Source organism: Rhodococcus erythropolis NBRC 15567, from assembly GCF_001552595.1.
Classification (GTDB): Bacteria; Actinomycetota; Actinomycetes; order Mycobacteriales; family Mycobacteriaceae; genus Rhodococcus_F; species Rhodococcus_F erythropolis.
The window spans coordinates 46,026-62,019 of the sequence record NZ_BCRM01000013.1; the positions used below are offsets into that span (position 1 = coordinate 46,026).

At 58.8% G+C, this 15,994-nt stretch carries 13 protein-coding genes; all 13 read left to right on the plus strand.

Translation table 11 applies throughout. The annotated features are described in order from the left end of the window. The first annotated feature begins 36 nt into the window (after nucleotides 1-36). On the plus strand, nucleotides 37-1,212 hold the full coding sequence (locus RE4_RS18455) for a glycosyltransferase (protein ID WP_081098391.1): 1,176 nt from the start codon (nucleotides 37-39) through the stop codon (nucleotides 1,210-1,212). A 215-nt stretch (nucleotides 1,213-1,427) separates the two neighbouring features. Next, nucleotides 1,428-1,766: a DapH/DapD/GlmU-related protein gene (locus RE4_RS31635; RefSeq protein ID WP_024487404.1), complete on the plus strand. Its 339-nt coding sequence runs from the start codon at nucleotides 1,428-1,430 to the stop codon at nucleotides 1,764-1,766. Between the two features lie 26 nt (nucleotides 1,767-1,792). After that, nucleotides 1,793-3,073 (plus strand): glycosyltransferase, encoded by a 1,281-nt coding sequence (locus tag RE4_RS18465; protein WP_020968745.1) that lies wholly within the window; start codon nucleotides 1,793-1,795, stop codon nucleotides 3,071-3,073. Next, nucleotides 3,070-3,609, plus strand: a complete 540-nt coding sequence (locus RE4_RS18470) for a DapH/DapD/GlmU-related protein (RefSeq protein ID WP_020968746.1) — start codon at nucleotides 3,070-3,072, stop codon at nucleotides 3,607-3,609. The genes RE4_RS18465 and RE4_RS18470 overlap by 4 nt, the downstream gene beginning before the upstream one ends. A 70-nt stretch (nucleotides 3,610-3,679) precedes the next feature. Then, nucleotides 3,680-4,891, plus strand: coding sequence for a lipopolysaccharide biosynthesis protein (locus tag RE4_RS18475; protein WP_158630211.1), 1,212 nt, complete (start codon nucleotides 3,680-3,682; stop codon nucleotides 4,889-4,891). Further along, nucleotides 4,884-5,948, plus strand: coding sequence for a polysaccharide pyruvyl transferase family protein (locus RE4_RS18480; RefSeq protein WP_020968748.1), 1,065 nt, complete (start codon nucleotides 4,884-4,886; stop codon nucleotides 5,946-5,948). The genes RE4_RS18475 and RE4_RS18480 overlap by 8 nt, the downstream gene beginning before the upstream one ends. A gap of 100 nt (nucleotides 5,949-6,048) precedes the next feature. Beyond that, on the plus strand, nucleotides 6,049-7,080 hold the full coding sequence (gene gmd, locus RE4_RS18485; RefSeq protein WP_020968749.1) for a GDP-mannose 4,6-dehydratase: 1,032 nt from the start codon (nucleotides 6,049-6,051) through the stop codon (nucleotides 7,078-7,080). Continuing rightward, nucleotides 7,077-8,045 carry a GDP-L-fucose synthase family protein gene (locus RE4_RS18490; RefSeq protein WP_019747431.1) on the plus strand — a complete coding sequence of 323 codons (969 nt, stop codon included), beginning with the start codon at nucleotides 7,077-7,079 and terminating at the stop codon, nucleotides 8,043-8,045. The genes gmd and RE4_RS18490 overlap by 4 nt, the downstream gene beginning before the upstream one ends. 52 nt (nucleotides 8,046-8,097) lie before the next feature. Then, complete coding sequence (locus tag RE4_RS18495) at nucleotides 8,098-9,423, plus strand: UDP-glucose dehydrogenase family protein (RefSeq protein ID WP_019747430.1); 1,326 nt, start codon at nucleotides 8,098-8,100, stop codon at nucleotides 9,421-9,423. A gap of 682 nt (nucleotides 9,424-10,105) precedes the next feature. Next, entirely contained in the window at nucleotides 10,106-11,551 is a 1,446-nt protein-coding gene (locus RE4_RS18500; RefSeq protein WP_060939098.1) for a tyrosine-protein kinase domain-containing protein, read from the plus strand. Nucleotides 11,552-11,969: 418 nt separating this feature from the next. Continuing rightward, a complete protein-coding gene (locus tag RE4_RS18505) occupies nucleotides 11,970-12,347 on the plus strand; it encodes a GNAT family N-acetyltransferase (protein WP_326839287.1) in 378 nt (125 codons plus the stop codon). Between the two features lie 825 nt (nucleotides 12,348-13,172). Then, nucleotides 13,173-14,696: a sugar transferase gene (locus RE4_RS18510; protein ID WP_060939111.1), complete on the plus strand. Its 1,524-nt coding sequence runs from the start codon at nucleotides 13,173-13,175 to the stop codon at nucleotides 14,694-14,696. Next, nucleotides 14,683-15,993 carry an O-antigen ligase family protein gene (locus tag RE4_RS18515; RefSeq protein ID WP_060939099.1) on the plus strand — a complete coding sequence of 437 codons (1,311 nt, stop codon included), beginning with the start codon at nucleotides 14,683-14,685 and terminating at the stop codon, nucleotides 15,991-15,993. Before RE4_RS18510 ends, RE4_RS18515 begins: the two co-directional genes overlap by 14 nt. The last annotated feature ends 1 nt before the right edge of the window (nucleotide 15,994 follow it).

Here is a 15,994-nt window from a genome sequence, read left to right on the forward strand (position 1 = left end):
AACTCTGCCTGGGATCCGAAGTAAGGGAACTGCGCAATGCACACTGGCCAATCGGTGGTGCTCGATGAGAACTTTGGGGGAGCAGGCTCGATGTCATCAACAAAATACTCGATGTATTTGGCGGTGATTCCAACCTATCGGAATCCGTGCATCGAGGTGTTGCGTGAGATGGAAGAAGGAAATCTCGATATTCTCGCTTCGGACTACGGGCTGGATTCCACGGTGCGAACTGGCATCGACAAGGATTTCTACGACCGCGTTCGACGGATCGGAATCTTCGGTGACAAGGTTCTTCTTCAGGTGGGTTCTTGGAAAAATCCGCTTTCCGCGTCCGTGACTATCCTGGATTTGAATCCCCGTAGTCTCACATCGTGGAGTATTTTGGTCCTTCGACGAATAGCGCGTCGCCGTACTCTTCTTTGGGGCCATTTGCATCCCAGGCAAGGTTCTTCGTCGAAGACGGCTTTCCTTCGGCGAACGATGCGCCGCTTGTCTCAGGGGACCATTCTTTACGGGTACGCCAGTGTGGTCCCAGCCAAGCTCGAGGTTCCAGGCCAACCAGTTTGGGTTGCACCCAATTCTTTGTACAAACGCGCTGACATCAACGCTGGTAACATCGGCGAATCGCGTAGATCAATTGTCTATGTCGGCCGATTGGTTGCCGAGAAGAACGTCGATCAATTGGTTCCAGCTTTCCACCGATCGGGCCTCGTAGACGAGGGTGCCGTGTTGGAAATCGTGGGTTTCGGCAATGCGGTGGAAACGATAGAACGGCAAATTATCGATTTAGGTCTGGAAGAGTCCGTTGTGGTACACGGTCGCATTGAAAGTCCGATCGAACTTGCTGAAATCTACGCACGCTCAATCATGTCGATCTCTCCCGGATACGTCGGGTTGAGTGTCACTCAGAGTTTGGGATTCGGAGTCCCGATGCTGTACCCCGAGGACGCCCCGCACGCCCCCGAGATCGAACTTGCTGCTGTCGGTCCTATGCAGAGTTACTCACCGACGACCGAGGAGTCGCTGGCTGCGGCGCTGCGAGACTACTTCCTGCATCTTGTCTCCAATCCCGTTCCAGCGGAGAAAGTTTCAGCGAAGGTCGGGGATCTCTATTCCGCCGAAACCATGGCATCGGGGATCTCTGCTGCGTTGCGAGGTCAGGTCGTCGAATTCGACAATGAGGGATGGCCCAAGGAGATGGTCGTACGATGAGCAACCGATCACGCCTACCGTCAGGTGTCAGGCGAGCCCTTCGCGGAATTATGAATGGACTCGCAATATCGAACGGGAATGTTTCAGTAGGGCGCGACTTCAACGCCGGCCGTGGAGCTATCATCAGTGCGCCTCACCGACTGAATATCGGCGATAATGTCAGTGTCGGACCCCGAACCGTTATTCAGGTAGACGGCTCCATCGGATCCCACGTCATGATCGGAATGAACGTCTACATCGTGGGGCGCGAAGACCACGCGATCGACGAGGTGGGTATTCCGATGCTCGCGTCGACGTGGGTGGGGGACCGTCAGCCTGGTGCCCGCGATTCTGTCGAAATTGGAACAGACGTATGGATAGGCGCCTGTTCGGTGATATTGAGCGGTGTGAAGATCGGTGACGGTGCGGTTATCGGAGCCGGTTCGGTCGTGACGAACGACGTCGAGAGTTTCTCGGTGAATGTCGGAGTTCCGGCACGGAAAGTCGCCGAACGATTCGAGAGTGACACGCAGAGAAGTGCACACCTGCAAGCTGTGCACGGACTGCCGTCCTGAGTTAGCTGAAAAGGGAAATGAGCACGATGGATAATCAGGGAAATAAAATCCTGATCGTGGGAATCAACTATTCTCCTGAGCCAACCGGTATCGCTCCGTACACGGAGGGTTTGGCAAATGCGATAGCGGATGCCGGTGCTGACGTCAGGGTAGTGACAGGGTATCCGCACTATCCATTCTGGCGAAAGATGGATGGCTTCTCAGGTCTGTCCTCCGTAGAGCAGTCGGAAAATCTGACGGTTCAAAGACTTCGTCATTACATCCCTCGGAATCCCAGCTTCCTGCGAAGAATTCTGATGGAGGCAAGTTTCGCTTTGAGAGCGACCTGGGCGACTCTTTTCCATCGAGCAGACCTCATACTGTGTTTAAGTCCTACACTTTTGTCCTCGGCGGCATTTGTCATCAGGACCAGGCTCCTTCGGTCGCGCACACCCGTGGTGCTGTGGGTGCAGGACTTCTACGGACTGGGCGCGTCCGAGACCGGTCAGCTGAGCGGAGGCCTGTCGTCTCTCGTTGATCGAGCCGAATCCTGGATCTTGCGAAAGTCCGATCACGTCGTCGTGATCCATCCGCGGTTCGCGAAGCATGCTCAGGACAACCTCGGAGTCGACTCGAGCAGCGTCACAGTCATCAGGAACTGGACCCACCTGGATCTCTCCCAGTCTGCCTGCACCCGAGAAGATTCGCGAAAGCGATTGGGCTGGGGGCCGGAACAGAAGATAGTTCTGCATGCCGGCAATATGGGTGCCAAGCAAGGGCTCGAGAACGTAGTGGACGCCGCGCGTTTACTTGGGCCGCGGCAGTCCGACATCAAATTCGTGCTGATGGGGGATGGGAATCAGCGGGCCCATCTCGAAGAGCTGTCCGAGGGATGCACCGGGATCGAATTCATGGATCCTGTTGGCGGCGAGGACTTCACCGATGTGCTGCGAGCAGCGGACGCACTACTTCTCAACGAGTTGGCCGATCTTCGCAGTATGGCCGTTCCGAGCAAACTCACATCGTATTTCGCTTCAGGGGTACCCGTCGTCGCGGCTACGTCTTCGGACAGTGCCTCCGGCGAGGAGATCGCCCTGTCCGGGGCGGGAGTACGTGTTGACGCCGGAAATCCGGAAGCATTGGTACGTGAAATAGAGATGCTGGTATCCGACCCCGTCCGTGCCGCTCAACTCGCGCGAAGCGGGGGGGAGTACGTGCACGAAACCTTGTCTCCCGGCTCTGCCACCACGGCGTTCGGTGACCTCTTCGACGGACTCATCAATCGAGACAGTTTGCCGACTCGACCGACGCAAGCCCGAGCGCGATGACACACCCGCAGCTCTCCCTCGGTGAATTCACCGGGGCAGGATACGACAAGGGACGTCCGGCATCAGTGCAGGTCGCCTGGCTCGCGGTGGCACCACTGTTCCGGGCCTGGTTCGTGCCGGCACGCATACGAGTTGCCATTCTCAGACTGTTCGGCGCTCAGATCGGTGATGCAGTCCTGATTCGGCACGGCGTGAAGATCCATTGGCCGTGGAAACTGTCGATCGGTGATAACACTTGGGTGGGTGAGGGAGCATGGATCCTCAATCTCGAACCGGTGAGTATCGGGTCGAACAGTTGTGTCTCGCAGGACGTCTTTCTGTGCGCGGGCAGTCACAGCAGAAAGTCACGGACTTTCGAGTTCGACAACGGACCGATCGTCATCGGCGACGGAGTGTGGATTGCGGCCAGGTCCACAATTCTCCGTGGCACGTCGGTCGGTGACCACTCGGTTATCGGCGCAAATTGCCTTGTTACATCTGATGTTCCGGCGAGTTCGATCGTCCGCGCCCCGGTTTCGTCGATCGGACGACCATGAAGGGCGCACGACCGCGCTGCGCCGGGGTTCCGCACTCGTTCGAGTGCCCGGGTGGTGGAACATGAAGGTGATGACGAACCCCCTGGTGGTTCAGTTCACGGGAATCGCCGGCGGACGTCTTGTCGGTGCGTTGATTCAGGCACTGAGTATGGTCCTACTCGCGCGTATCTCCGGTCCGTCCGGCTTTGGAATCTTCGCTGCGGCTTATGGTGTCGGACTGGTGCTTCAGACCATTCTGAACTTCGGGTTCACCCCATTTCTGGTTCGGATCCGTGCGTTGGGTGACCAGGACCCCCTCATCGCGTCGACCTTGGAGTTCTCGCGCCGCGCCAACCTGGCCGTTGGTGCATTGCTGGCATTTACCGCGGCGGTAGCCGCGGTCTTCGAGCCGAAGCTTTGGTTCGTAGTGCCGTTGACAGCTTGGGTTGTTCTGGACAATTACGTCGAGACGCTGCTCTCGCTACCACTCGCTGACGGGAATACCTGGCAGAACGCGGTGTCGTTGCTCCTCCGGCGAGCACTTGCTCTCGTTTTTGTTGCGGCGGCTTGGCTCGCAGGAGCCGACGCAGTGTTCTGGTATTCCGTGGGCCTCGCGTTCTCTTCGATGATCGCTGTCTTCGTGGCCATTCGGCTCGGACCGGCGATCACTCGTGTCAGATCGAGACGCTCGTACAAGTCGATCATCGGCAAGTCTTCGCACTTCTGGTTGAATTCCGTTGCTACTCAGACGCGCAACTTCGACGTACTGCTGGTTGGACTTGTCACGTCGCCGGCCGTGTCCGGAATCTACGGCGTGACGAGTCGTATCACCACGCCGTTGCGGCTGATTCCCACATCATTTGCGGCAGTTCTCATGCCGGCGGCGGCGCGCTCGACGACCGGGCGAATCACCCAGGGCATTCTGCGACCCGCGATGTACGTATGCATCGCAAGCGCGGTGATCTTCGGTGTGATCGCAGCTGCCATACCTGTGCTCGTTCCACCGATTTTGGGCGATGCGTACGTAGACGCGGTACCGGTAATGCAGGTCGTCTGCTTCAGTTTGATCTTCGCAGCGATCTCGTCCCAATTGAATGCGATTCTGCAAGGTACGGGCAGAGTTGAAATTGTCTCCTACATAACGGTTGTGAGCACCTTGATCTGCCTCGTCGGAATCGTGCTTGCTGCCCCCCGTTACGGGGCGCTCGGAGCGGGGTGGTCGCTCTCGCTCAGCTATGTACTTCAAACCGCATTGCTGACCTGTGTCGTTGTCGTTGCAATGAGGAGGGATCCCCATGCGTAGGTTCTTCATGAGTATTGCAGCAGCTCAGGGCAATCTGGGTGACATCGAGATACGGCGAACAGCAGTCGACTACATGCGTGAACTGGGATTCAAACCCGTTGTCTTTTCCGGCAGTATGAGCGCGGAGTACGTCGATGCCTTCGATTGGGAGCCAACCGACGAGGTCATGGATTCGGGTATCAGCTTCTGGCGAGCGATTTTGTCCGATACGGTGCGCCGAAAGCGGGCAGTGATCGTGATGGCACCTGGGCCGGCGGTTCTGGGGGCTTCAGCAGCAAGCGTCGTCAAGCACTCGTTGTTGGTGACAGTCTTTGCGGTGCTTCGCATTTTCGGTACACGAGTCCTCGTTTTGGGACGGTCGATCGAGGTGCGAAGCTCGATGGCGGCAGTACCCGAGAAGATCCTCGTCGGCGTAGCCGACGTCTACGCGGCACGTGACAAAAGGACGTGTGAGTACCTGCGAGGCAAGAGTCGGTTCTATCCCGATCTCGCGTTCCGGGCCGGCGTATCCGACGGAGCGAAGTCTGCAGGCCGAGAATCTGCGAGCCGAGAAATAGCCTTGCTTTCACTTCGGCATGACCGACCGGTGAACTACGCGGTTCTTCGGTCGATCCACAGTCAGGTCGAGGCAATCGGCTTGAATCTGGTGGCCTGCTGCCAAGTTGCCGAGGACGACAACCACAATCGTGAAGTTGCTGCAACGCTGGGTATTCAGTACGTGGGATGGGACGATGACGTGACCCATCGGCAACAGGAGTCCGCTGTCCGCGCCCTGTACGAGCGCGCTGCCGTAACCATCAGTGACCGCCTCCATGTTTTGATCCTGAGCGCTCGAGGCGGATCGATACCGGTGATGGCGGGCAGCAGTTCGGTACCGAAGCTGAGGGATTCGCTGGAACCGGTACTCGCGCCGCAGGCCTCCTGGATGGACGATGCGACGGGTGGCAGCTTGAATCTCGGGCACGACGAATCTACCCGTATCTCTCGCGGAATGGATTCCGCTGCCGCGGAACTGGAGGATTTGAGATCGCGGATCAAGGGGGCAGTAATGCCGTGAGGGTTTCTCAGTTCTGGTTGTGGGTTCGTTACTCCCACACAACACAATTCGGCCGATGACTACTCGCAGACAAGTATCTGCTTCGAGGACGGAGTTTCAAGTGAAACGTGCACTGATTACCGGAATTACAGGCCAAGACGGTTCATACCTGGCCGAGCTGTTGTTGAGCAAGGGATACGAGGTCCACGGACTTATTCGTAGGTCGTCCACGTTCAATACAGCTCGAATCGATCACATGTATGTGGATCCCCACACGCCGGATGCAAAACTGTTCCTTCACTACGGAGATCTCAGCGACGGGGCGCGTTTGGTCACTCTTCTCGCACAGATACGCCCGGACGAGGTCTACAACCTCGCAGCGCAGTCCCACGTGCGGGTGAGCTTCGACGAGCCAGAACATACCGGTGACACCACGGGAATCGGGTCGATCAGGTTGCTCGAAGCAGTCCGGATGGCTGGTCTCGAATGCAGGTTCTACCAGGCGTCCAGTTCCGAGATGTTCGGTGCGACACCGCCTCCGCAAGACGAGCAGACTCCCTTCTACCCGCGATCGCCGTACGGTGCGGCGAAGGTGTACTCGTACTGGATCACCAAGAACTACCGCGAGGCGTACGGGATCTTTGCCGTGAACGGAATTCTGTTCAACCACGAATCTCCCCGGCGAGGCGAAACATTCGTCACTCGCAAGATCACGCGAGCGGTGGCGCGGATCAAGGCCGGTCTGGAAAGCCATTTGTACATGGGCAATCTCGATGCAATCCGCGACTGGGGCTATGCGCCGGAGTACGTGGAGGGAATGTGGAGAATGCTTCAGGCCGACGAACCGGACGATTACGTGCTCGCGACAGGCGGTAACTACTCGGTCAAGGATTTCCTGACGGTGGCCTTCGAGCACGCCGGCCTGAACTGGGAAGATCACGTGCGCTTCGACGAGCGCTATCTGCGGCCGACGGAAGTAGATGCGTTGATCGGAGATGCCGGTAAGGCGGAGCAGAAGCTCGGTTGGAAGGCGACTGTGCATACCCCGGAGCTGGCTCGAATCATGGTCGATGCGGACATCGAGGCTCTGACGTGTGAGGGCAAGCCCTGGATCGACCGTCCGAATCTGGTGGATTGGGAGCACGCTCGATGACGGGGGAGTACACGCAGAAGTCCCTCGATCGGAGCGACGCGGTATACGTTGCGGGCCATCGTGGACTCGTTGGTTCAGCGATTTGGCGTCGGTTGGAAGCCGACGGCTTCAATCGCCTTGTCGGTCGCACGTCCGCCGAACTCGATCTTCGCGACCGCGGTGCCGTGTTCGAATTCTTCGCTGCTGAGAGGCCGAAGAACGTGGTCCTCGCGGCGGCCAGAGTGGGCGGGATACTGGCGAACAGCACACTGCCGGTGGACTTCATCTCCGACAACCTTCGCATCCAGGTGAACGTGATGGACGCGGCGGCCGAATTCGACGTAGATCGCCTTCTATTCCTCGGATCATCCTGCATCTACCCGAAATTCGCGCCTCAACCGATTCGCGAAGAGTATCTACTGACCGGTCATCTGGAACCGACGAACGATGCATATGCCATCGCAAAGATCGCGGGAATCCTGCAGGTACAGGCTGTTCGCAAGCAGTTCGGGCGACCGTGGATCTCCGCGATGCCGACGAACCTCTACGGCCCGGGTGATAACTTCTCTGCCAAGGGCTCTCATGTGCTGCCGGCCCTCATCAGGCGCTTCGACGACGCGCGCCGTGATGGAGCTGCGTCAGTCGTGAACTGGGGCAGCGGGACGCCGAGGCGCGAGTTTCTCCACGTCGACGACATGGCGGATGCCTGCCTTCATTTGCTCGACCACTATGACGGAGCAGAACACGTCAATGTTGGTACGGGCGAGGACCAGAGTATCGCGGAGATTTCCGCGATCGTGGCGGACGAGATCGGGTTCGACGGCGAGATCGAATGGGATCACTCGAAACCTGACGGGACGCCGCGGAAGTTGCTTGACATCGGGAAGCTTCGAGATTTGGGGTGGCAGCCCAGGATTGATCTTCGTGCGGGGATCGCATCGACCGTGGAGTGGTATCGACAGAATGTCGATTCGATCAGGACATGAAGTACTACAGCATTATTCGACGTAAACCCGACTTCGACAGGCAGACATCGTTATGACTTCTCGTATTGCGGTATTCGGCACCGGCTACCTCGGGGCGACACATGCAGCTTGCATGGCCGAGTTGGGTCACGAGGTTCTCGGGGTGGATGTTGATCCGAACAAGCTCGCTATGCTCGAAGCTGGGGAGGTTCCCTTCTACGAACCGGGCCTCGAGGAAGTGCTGCGCCGCAACATAGCCGCGGGACGTCTTCGATTCACGGCTTCCTACGAGGAGGCCGCAGAGTTCGCCGACATCCATTTCCTCGGCGTCGGTACGCCGCAGAAGAAGGGGGAGTTCGCGGCCGACATGCGTTTTGTCGATTCGGTGATCGAGACGCTTGCACCCCTCTTGACCAGGCCGACCGTCATTTTCGGGAAATCAACTGTGCCAGTGGGTACAGCAGAGCGATTGGGTTCGCGGGCACGGGAACTGGCCCCTGCCGGACAAGACGTCGAGGTGGCGTGGAACCCGGAATTTCTCCGGGAAGGCTACGCGGTGAAAGACACGCTTCACCCGGACCGGCTTGTGCTCGGGGTCGACCGTAATCGACCCGGACGTGCGGAATCGGTTGCGCGTGAAGTGTACGAGCAGCTCTTGAACGAAGGTATTCCCTTCGTTGTGACCGACCTTGCGACTTCGGAGTTGGTCAAAGCGTCAGCCAATGCATTTCTGGCGACGAAGATCTCGTTTATCAATGCGATCTCGGAGGTGTGCGAGGCGTCGGGCGCGGATGTGACCGTTCTTGCCGATGCCATCGGCCACGACGAGAGAATTGGTAGACGATTCCTCAACGCCGGAATCGGTTTCGGTGGTGGCTGCCTACCTAAGGACATCCGTGCTTTCATGGCACGTGCGGGTGAGCTGGGAGCAGATCAAGCACTCACTTTCCTACGCGAAGTCGACAATATCAACATGCGTCGTCGTACTCGGATGGTCGAACTGGCTCGAGAAGCGTGTGGTTCTCTACTCGGAGCCAATGTGGCGGTTCTCGGTGCAGCCTTCAAGCCTGACTCCGACGACGTGCGCGACTCACCTGCGCTGAACGTTGCCGGCCAGATTCAGCTCCAAGGCGCTGCCGTCAATGTCTATGACCCGAAGGCCATGGGAAACTCGAAGGCGTTGTTCCCCACCCTCACTTACACTTCGAGTGCACTTGACGCGTGTGCAGGGGCTGATGTCGTCTTGGTTCTGACCGAGTGGACCGAGTTTCGAAAGTTGTTGCCGTCGGATCTCGAAGCGGTCGTCCGCAAGAAGGTCATCATCGACGGACGTAACTGCCTGGAACCGACCACCTGGCGCGACGCAGGGTGGACCTATCGAGGTCTTGGAAGGCCGTAGATCGGTGAAACCATCAGTGAGGGATGGTTATTGCACGGCGTCGAGGGGAGTGCCCGCGTGCCTGGGACGAAGGTCCGTCAGTAGATGAACTGTTCCGGTGTGGAAACTTCGATCGCCGCCCGTCGATTTCGGGGCGAGTGGTGTTTGCCCTGTTCGATTGGTGTGCACCGGCTTCCGGTGGCGGCGGGCGTTGTTGGATGTTCGCGGACTTTGGTCCTACGGCCGGCTGAGGGTGTGTGATCTTCGCGTGGTCAGCACATTCGGCTGGCGAAATCGAGGGGTTTCGATGCTGCGTTGCGGTGGTGAAAAGAACCACGACACAGTAGAGTTCAGCCTGGCTGCACGTTACGTCCGCTCTCTTCGATGTGCAGTGAACTTCAGGTGGCGGTGTCGGCCGATGAGGCTGACGAAGAGAACTGGACCCGATGTCCGTGTCGCAGGTTCGCCGCTGCGTCAACATGTAGTCGTGCCGTCAAGTGTGGACCACGAACTGAGATGCGTGAGATGCCACGAAGGTTTCTTGTCCCTGCCTGTTTCGGGATCGACCTCTCTGTGACGCAGGGACGCGCGATAAAAAGATTGGCTGCCTCGTTCAGCCTGGATTGAGTGCAGCGGCTCGACAAGCGGCTGTCGATTACTACTCGAATACGTACTACGTGCTCGAGCCGAAGGAGATTCGACGATGGATGTACGGGACTACCTGAAGATCTTGCAGGCACGGTGGAAAATAGTCGTTGTCGTCACCGTGGTTGTGATCTTGGGCGCTTTGGGTGCCTCGTTGATTGCGACACCGGTCTACCAGGCTTCCACGCGCCTGTTCGTGTCGACTTCCACTGGAACGACTGTGAACGAGGCTTACCAAGGCAACCAGCTTTCACAGCAGTTGGTCACCTCCTACGCCAAGCTCCTCACTGGGGAGACGCTCGCGCAGCGAACAATCGATGCAGTGGGGTCAGATCGATTGGGTGGGCTGTCCGCGGCGGAGATCTCGTCGAAGGTGACCGCCACATCGGCGCCGGATACTGTACTTCTCGATTTGAGCGTGCAAGATGCGTCGCCTGAACTGGCACGCGAAATCGCAAATGCGCTGTCGGACGAGTTTGTCGTGATGGTCAAAGATCTGGGTACGCCCGCGAATGGTGGCACAGCGCCGGCGCGCGTCGTTGTCGAGCAGCGAGCACAAACTCCCGCGGAACCGGTGTCGCCGAAGACTTCGCGGAACGTGGCGCTCGGTGCCGCGATCGGGCTTCTGCTGGGGATCGGATTGGCTGTCGTGCGTGATCGCCTGGACAACACCGTCAAAGAGCGCAAGGTGGTCGAAGACATCGCCGGCGCGGCGATGGTGGGAACAATTCCGTTCGACAAGGAACGCGAAGTTCATCAAGCGATCAACTTCCACGAGGGCAACTCCGCAAGTGCCGAGGCGTACCGCGAACTGCGAACCAATCTGCAGTTCCTGGCCGTGGATCGTCCACCGAGTGTCATCGTCGTCACGAGTTCTCTTCCCTCCGAGGGAAAGACCACGACCGCGGTGAACATCGCACTCGTGCTGGCCGAGGCAGGCAAGAAGGTGTGTCTCGTCGAAGGTGACCTCCGTAAGCCTCGCGTTTCGAAGTACCTTGGACTTATCGGAAGCGTCGGTTTGAGCTCGGTCTTGGCTGGGCAAGCAGATCTCGACGACGTACTTCAAGTCACGAGCAACGCTGACCTGACGGTTCTTGCTTCAGGTCCGATTCCCCCGAACCCGAGCGAACTGCTGGGGACTGACACTGCCCATGCAGTCTTTACCGATCTCCGCAGAAGGTTCGACTACGTCATCATCGACGCCTCGCCGTTGCTTCCGGTTACGGATGCTGCAGTGCTTTCAGCGCTGGCGGACGGTGCGCTCGTGATTGCTCGTCACGGCTCGACGAAGAGGGATCAGCTGAGCAGGGCGGTCGGCAATCTCCACAGTGTGGGCGCGACAATTCTCGGCACTGTCATCACGATGACCCCGCTGAACGGTCGTGGTGTCTACGAGTACAAGTACTACTACGATTCCGATCCGGTTGTCGCAGACGTGGCCGTGGGAGGTTCCGTGGACAGCAATCCAGTCGGCAAACGAAGGGTAACGTCGACAGTCAACTGATCTGGTCGTGCGTTAAATCCCGACGCCTCACAGGGCCCTCGAGCAATGCTCGAGGGCCCTTCTGCGTGTGGTGAACCGGACGCAATTCTCTAGTCGGGTCCTCTGAGTCTGCGACGCTGCGGTCTGACCTGTCCTACTTGACCGGTGCCGCTATGGCTTTCGATCTGGTTGCGCCTGACGAGCCCTTGTGAGCTTCCTGTTGGAGTCGTGTGACGAGTGTGGCGGACCGCAGGCGGACCAGCACGGTTCGGCGATTGGAGTTGCACAACGTCTAGATCTCGGTCTGGCATCCCGTGCTGGATTCAGGCAGTGGGTGCAGTAGCTGTTGGCGCAGCCAGAGTCGTGGACGGGGCCCGACATTGTCCCGGCAACCAGCTGGTGGATCGCTCGCGGCGGCCGGTATCTCGGTGCTATCCAGATGCGGCACAGCATGAACGAGATCTTGGCCGATGTCGGTGGTCATATCGGCTATGGAGTCCGGCCGCCGGAACGCCGGCAAGGTATCGCGTCGACGGCTCTGCAGGAGATGCTCACGTGTGCCACGCAACCGGTGGGCCTCGGTCGAGTCCTGATTGCCCGCAACGAGATGAACGTGGGTTCACGCAAGGCCATCGAGGTTTGCGGGTGTCTACTCCGAGCGTGCGCCCAGCTGATCAGTCGACCGCAACCTCGGCTGTTCGAGAGACACGCTCCGCTACTGGGCGCCAACGAGCATGTCGAGCGTCAGTTGACCTATACGCGGCCGCGCACACTTGCCATGGCCGCGCACACTTGCCATGGACATAGCCGTCGGTAGCGGTCGCCCCGCTTTGTAGTCGAACGGCTGCACAATTCCCCCTTCTCGAATTGGATTGTGCTGCAAATCTTTCTGCACCGCATAGACGGTCAGTGGCAGTCCAGGCTCCTCCTTTCGCATGTCTAAATTCTCGGTGTCGCCCGATCGTAGGTTCGCGCATTGCCGGCCAGTCGTAAGTAAACCGCGCAGAGGCCAAGTGCCGGACAATCGTCCAGGTCTGAGGCGACGCCGAACGCATCAAAGTATAGTTTGCAGAGCGATTACCAACCGTGTGCTGGTTTCCGTCCAAACGTGGAGTCCAATTGATCAAGGCGATGAAAACTATAGGTACGCAATGGTAATGGTGATGAATGGTCTCACCTTCCTGATTGGAGGGTGAATAACTGACCTCAATGCTGGCGTTCGGAAGAAGTTCGGAAAGCGCTATTGCCACACTGTCCGGAATGTGGCAAACTCCTCACTGGTACTGACCAGCTAGCCGAAAAATTGCCAAGACGTGAGTCCTGACAATATCGAGGCTGGCGACGTCAGCGGGCGATGAGAAATCGCCGATCGTCCTGTGTTTGGGTCGTTAGTGGACTCTGCTTCAATCATGGGGTGTGAGCTGCGGCAATGCCGCAATAATCGACAGTTGGGCCGAGGCCTGACAATAGTCGCCGGGTTAACTGCAAGGCGCACGTAATGCGACCATTCGCACTGAACGCAGCAATGCGGAGCAGTTGCTTCGCTGTCGAAGTTTCGGGATTCGGCAAGGCGGTCCGATGGACCTCGGCCGGCGAACAGCTTCAGGCCGAATTTTGTGCATGGGGAAAGGTTTCTGAACACATGACGGTTCTCGAGATGGCCGCGCCCACGAAAGAACGGCCACAACAACACCGACGAGTAGCGCCGGAGAGGGCTGGTGGAGTTTCCGCACGCAGGAAATGGCAATCTGCGTATCTTCGTCGTCTGGCGATCACCGACACGATCATTGTTGCGGCAGTAGTGTTTCTGGCTCAATGGTGGCGATTCGGTAGCGACGCGGATGTCGTAGACGGTGAAGCATTCGGCCATTTCAGCTACACCGCACTGTCTTTCGCCCTGATTATCGGCTGGTTCGCCGTATTGAGAGTATTTCGCACCAGATCTCCTCGCGTGATCGGAAGCGGCCCTGAAGAGTACCGATTGATCGCCGTCGGAACGCTCCGCCTGTTCGGACTGATTGCGATCGCCAGCCTTCTCCTTCACCTGGAGATCGCGCGCCTGTACCTCGCCGTGGCGTTTCCGATGGGATTGACCGCCTTGATCGCGAGTCGTTGGATCTGGCGACGGGTGATTGCTCGTGAGCGAGCCCGAGGTGAATTTCGAACTGCCGTACTCGTGGTCGGTGTGCGAGGGGCAGTTGTCGATCTTGCACGCAACCTCGAGCGAGACGATGCCCATGGATACCGAGTCGTCGGAGTCTGCGTACCTGGCTACGGAGGAGACGTGGGCGAAGTTGTCACAGTGAACGGTCGGGACATTCCGGTGCTCGGAGATGAGCACAGTGTCACGGACGCAATCGAACAGGTCGGTGCCGACACGGTGGCAGTGACGGCGTCGGAGCGATTCGGACCGGAAAGGCTGCGCACGTTGGCCTGGGCTCTCGAGCGCGATCATGTGGACCTTGTTGTTGCACCAGGGATTCTGGATGTGTCCGGACCGAGGCTGTCGATGCGCCCGGTCGCAGGATTTCCGCTGATCCATGTCGAGCGTCCGCGCTATCACGGCGCGCAGAAGTTCACGAAGACGACCTTCGACATCGTCTTCTCGACCGTGGTACTCGCCGTGATCAGTCCGGTGCTTCTGGCGGCTGCGATCGCAGTCAAGCTCACGAGCAAGGGGCCGGTTCTGTACAAGTCCGAGCGGATGGGGTTGGACGGGCAGCCGTTCCCCATGCTCAAGTTCCGCTCGATGGTCCAGAATGCGGATTCTCAAGTCACGGCGCTGATGAAGGAGAACGAAGGCGCCGGAGTGCTTTTCAAGATGCGAGATGATCCGCGTGTGACGACGGTCGGTCGCTTCATGCGTCGGTACTCGATCGACGAGTTGCCCCAGTTCGTCAATGTTCTTCGGCGCGAGATGAGCGTCGTCGGACCGCGGCCACCGCTTCGGCGCGAGGTCGAGATGTACGACGGTGCGGTCAGTCGCCGGCTACTGGTCAAGCCCGGTGTCACCGGTCTGTGGCAAGTCAGCGGACGTTCTGATCTGTCGTGGGAAGACACTGTCCGCCTTGATCTTTCCTACGTCGACAACTGGTCGATGATGGGTGACGTCATGATCGTCGCGAAGACGCTCAAGGCGGTGGTGGGAAGTGATGGCGCCTACTGACAAGAATGCGGCACCGGCGCCTTGCGAAAATGAGGCACCGAACAATCCGCTGATCTTGCGAACGGCATTGGTGATCGCGGTCATCGGCGCGAGCGGAGCCTTTCAGGCCTACACGCAGAAGACAGCGCTCGGATCGTTGCTCGTACACGGTTCGGCTGTTCTCTCGGCGACACTCGCGTTGGTCTACTTCCTCGACCGGCGATACTCACGCAACGCGTCCTGGCCTGTCTTCACGCTTCTGATCGCGGCCGGCGTTCCGGCAGCCAGCTGGTACTGGTCGACGTTGCCCCGGAACTCCGTCGTCGCCGGCATCGTCATCGTGTGCCTGGCGATCACGGGAATCATGGTCGCCCGCGAGTTGACCTTCCCGGTGCGAGTGCGGACTGTGGCCGTCACCTTGCTGGTACTACTCGTGCTGTCGCTGATGGTCGTGGTCCTCGATCCTTCGACCGGCATCGATGTGGACACCCGCACTGTTGCCTATCGCGGAATCTTCACGCACAAGAATACTTTGGGCCGAATGGCTGCGATCGAAGTTGTCCTTGTTGCTGTCATGCTCATGCTTCCCGACGTCAAGCGTATTCCGTGGGTGGCGGCGTTGGCTGTTGCCGGCATCGTGTTGTTCGAAGCCCGGAGCCAGACCAGTCTCGTCGCTGCAGGGATTGCGCTGGCGACAGTGCTTGCTCTGAAGTGCCTTCGACGGACACCTAACGCTCGCCTCGCCTCGACGGTGATCATCGGGCTGTACATCGGGGTGTCCGGCGCGATGAAGGTGCTCGGACCCGATGTCGCAGCGCTACTCTCGCGAGATGTCACGTTGACCGGCCGGCTGCATCTCTGGACGGTATCCGAGTACTACGCCGAACAGCGGCCCCTGCTCGGATGGGGCTTCGGCTCGGTCTGGGCACCTGACAGCGTTGTCGGACAGATGATCCGGTCCAAGCTGTCCTTTCCGGCGACCAGCGCGCACAACGGAATGCTCGACATTCGTCTCCAGATCGGTTGGATCGGATTCCTGCTGCTGTTGGCCGGCTATTACCTGCTTCTGAACACGGCGCTCGGGCGAGCTCGCAGCAGAACGGAGTACATCGCCGTCGTCGCGATCATGGTTCTCGTCTTCTCGATGGACTTGACGGAGTCGACGCTCTTCTTCGGCGCCATGTGGCTGATCGCATGGGTCTTCCTGGCGCCGTACGGACCCTCGACGCACCGCTCTCACAGTGCAGGCAACGCCGAATTGTCGATCCGTAGGGGTCGTGCGTACGGGTTCGCTCCGGAGCGAAGAGGAGGTCAGTGAG

Bases quoted from the DNA above. Each gene is read 5' to 3' on its own strand.
- RE4_RS18455 (WP_081098391.1), top strand. From the start codon at position 37: ATGCACACTGGCCAATCGGTGGTGCTCGATGAGAACTTTGGGGGAGCA.
- RE4_RS31635 (WP_024487404.1), top strand. From the start codon at position 1,428: ATGATCGGAATGAACGTCTACATCGTGGGGCGCGAAGACCACGCGATC.
- RE4_RS18465 (WP_020968745.1), top strand. From the start codon at position 1,793: ATGGATAATCAGGGAAATAAAATCCTGATCGTGGGAATCAACTATTCT.
- RE4_RS18470 (WP_020968746.1), top strand. From the start codon at position 3,070: ATGACACACCCGCAGCTCTCCCTCGGTGAATTCACCGGGGCAGGATAC.
- RE4_RS18475 (WP_158630211.1), top strand. From the start codon at position 3,680: ATGACGAACCCCCTGGTGGTTCAGTTCACGGGAATCGCCGGCGGACGT.
- RE4_RS18480 (WP_020968748.1), top strand. From the start codon at position 4,884: ATGCGTAGGTTCTTCATGAGTATTGCAGCAGCTCAGGGCAATCTGGGT.
- RE4_RS18490 (WP_019747431.1), top strand. From the start codon at position 7,077: ATGACGGGGGAGTACACGCAGAAGTCCCTCGATCGGAGCGACGCGGTA.
- RE4_RS18495 (WP_019747430.1), top strand. From the start codon at position 8,098: ATGACTTCTCGTATTGCGGTATTCGGCACCGGCTACCTCGGGGCGACA.
- RE4_RS18500 (WP_060939098.1), top strand. From the start codon at position 10,106: ATGGATGTACGGGACTACCTGAAGATCTTGCAGGCACGGTGGAAAATA.
- RE4_RS18505 (WP_326839287.1), top strand. From the start codon at position 11,970: ATGCGGCACAGCATGAACGAGATCTTGGCCGATGTCGGTGGTCATATC.
- RE4_RS18510 (WP_060939111.1), top strand. From the start codon at position 13,173: ATGACGGTTCTCGAGATGGCCGCGCCCACGAAAGAACGGCCACAACAA.
- RE4_RS18515 (WP_060939099.1), top strand. From the start codon at position 14,683: ATGGCGCCTACTGACAAGAATGCGGCACCGGCGCCTTGCGAAAATGAG.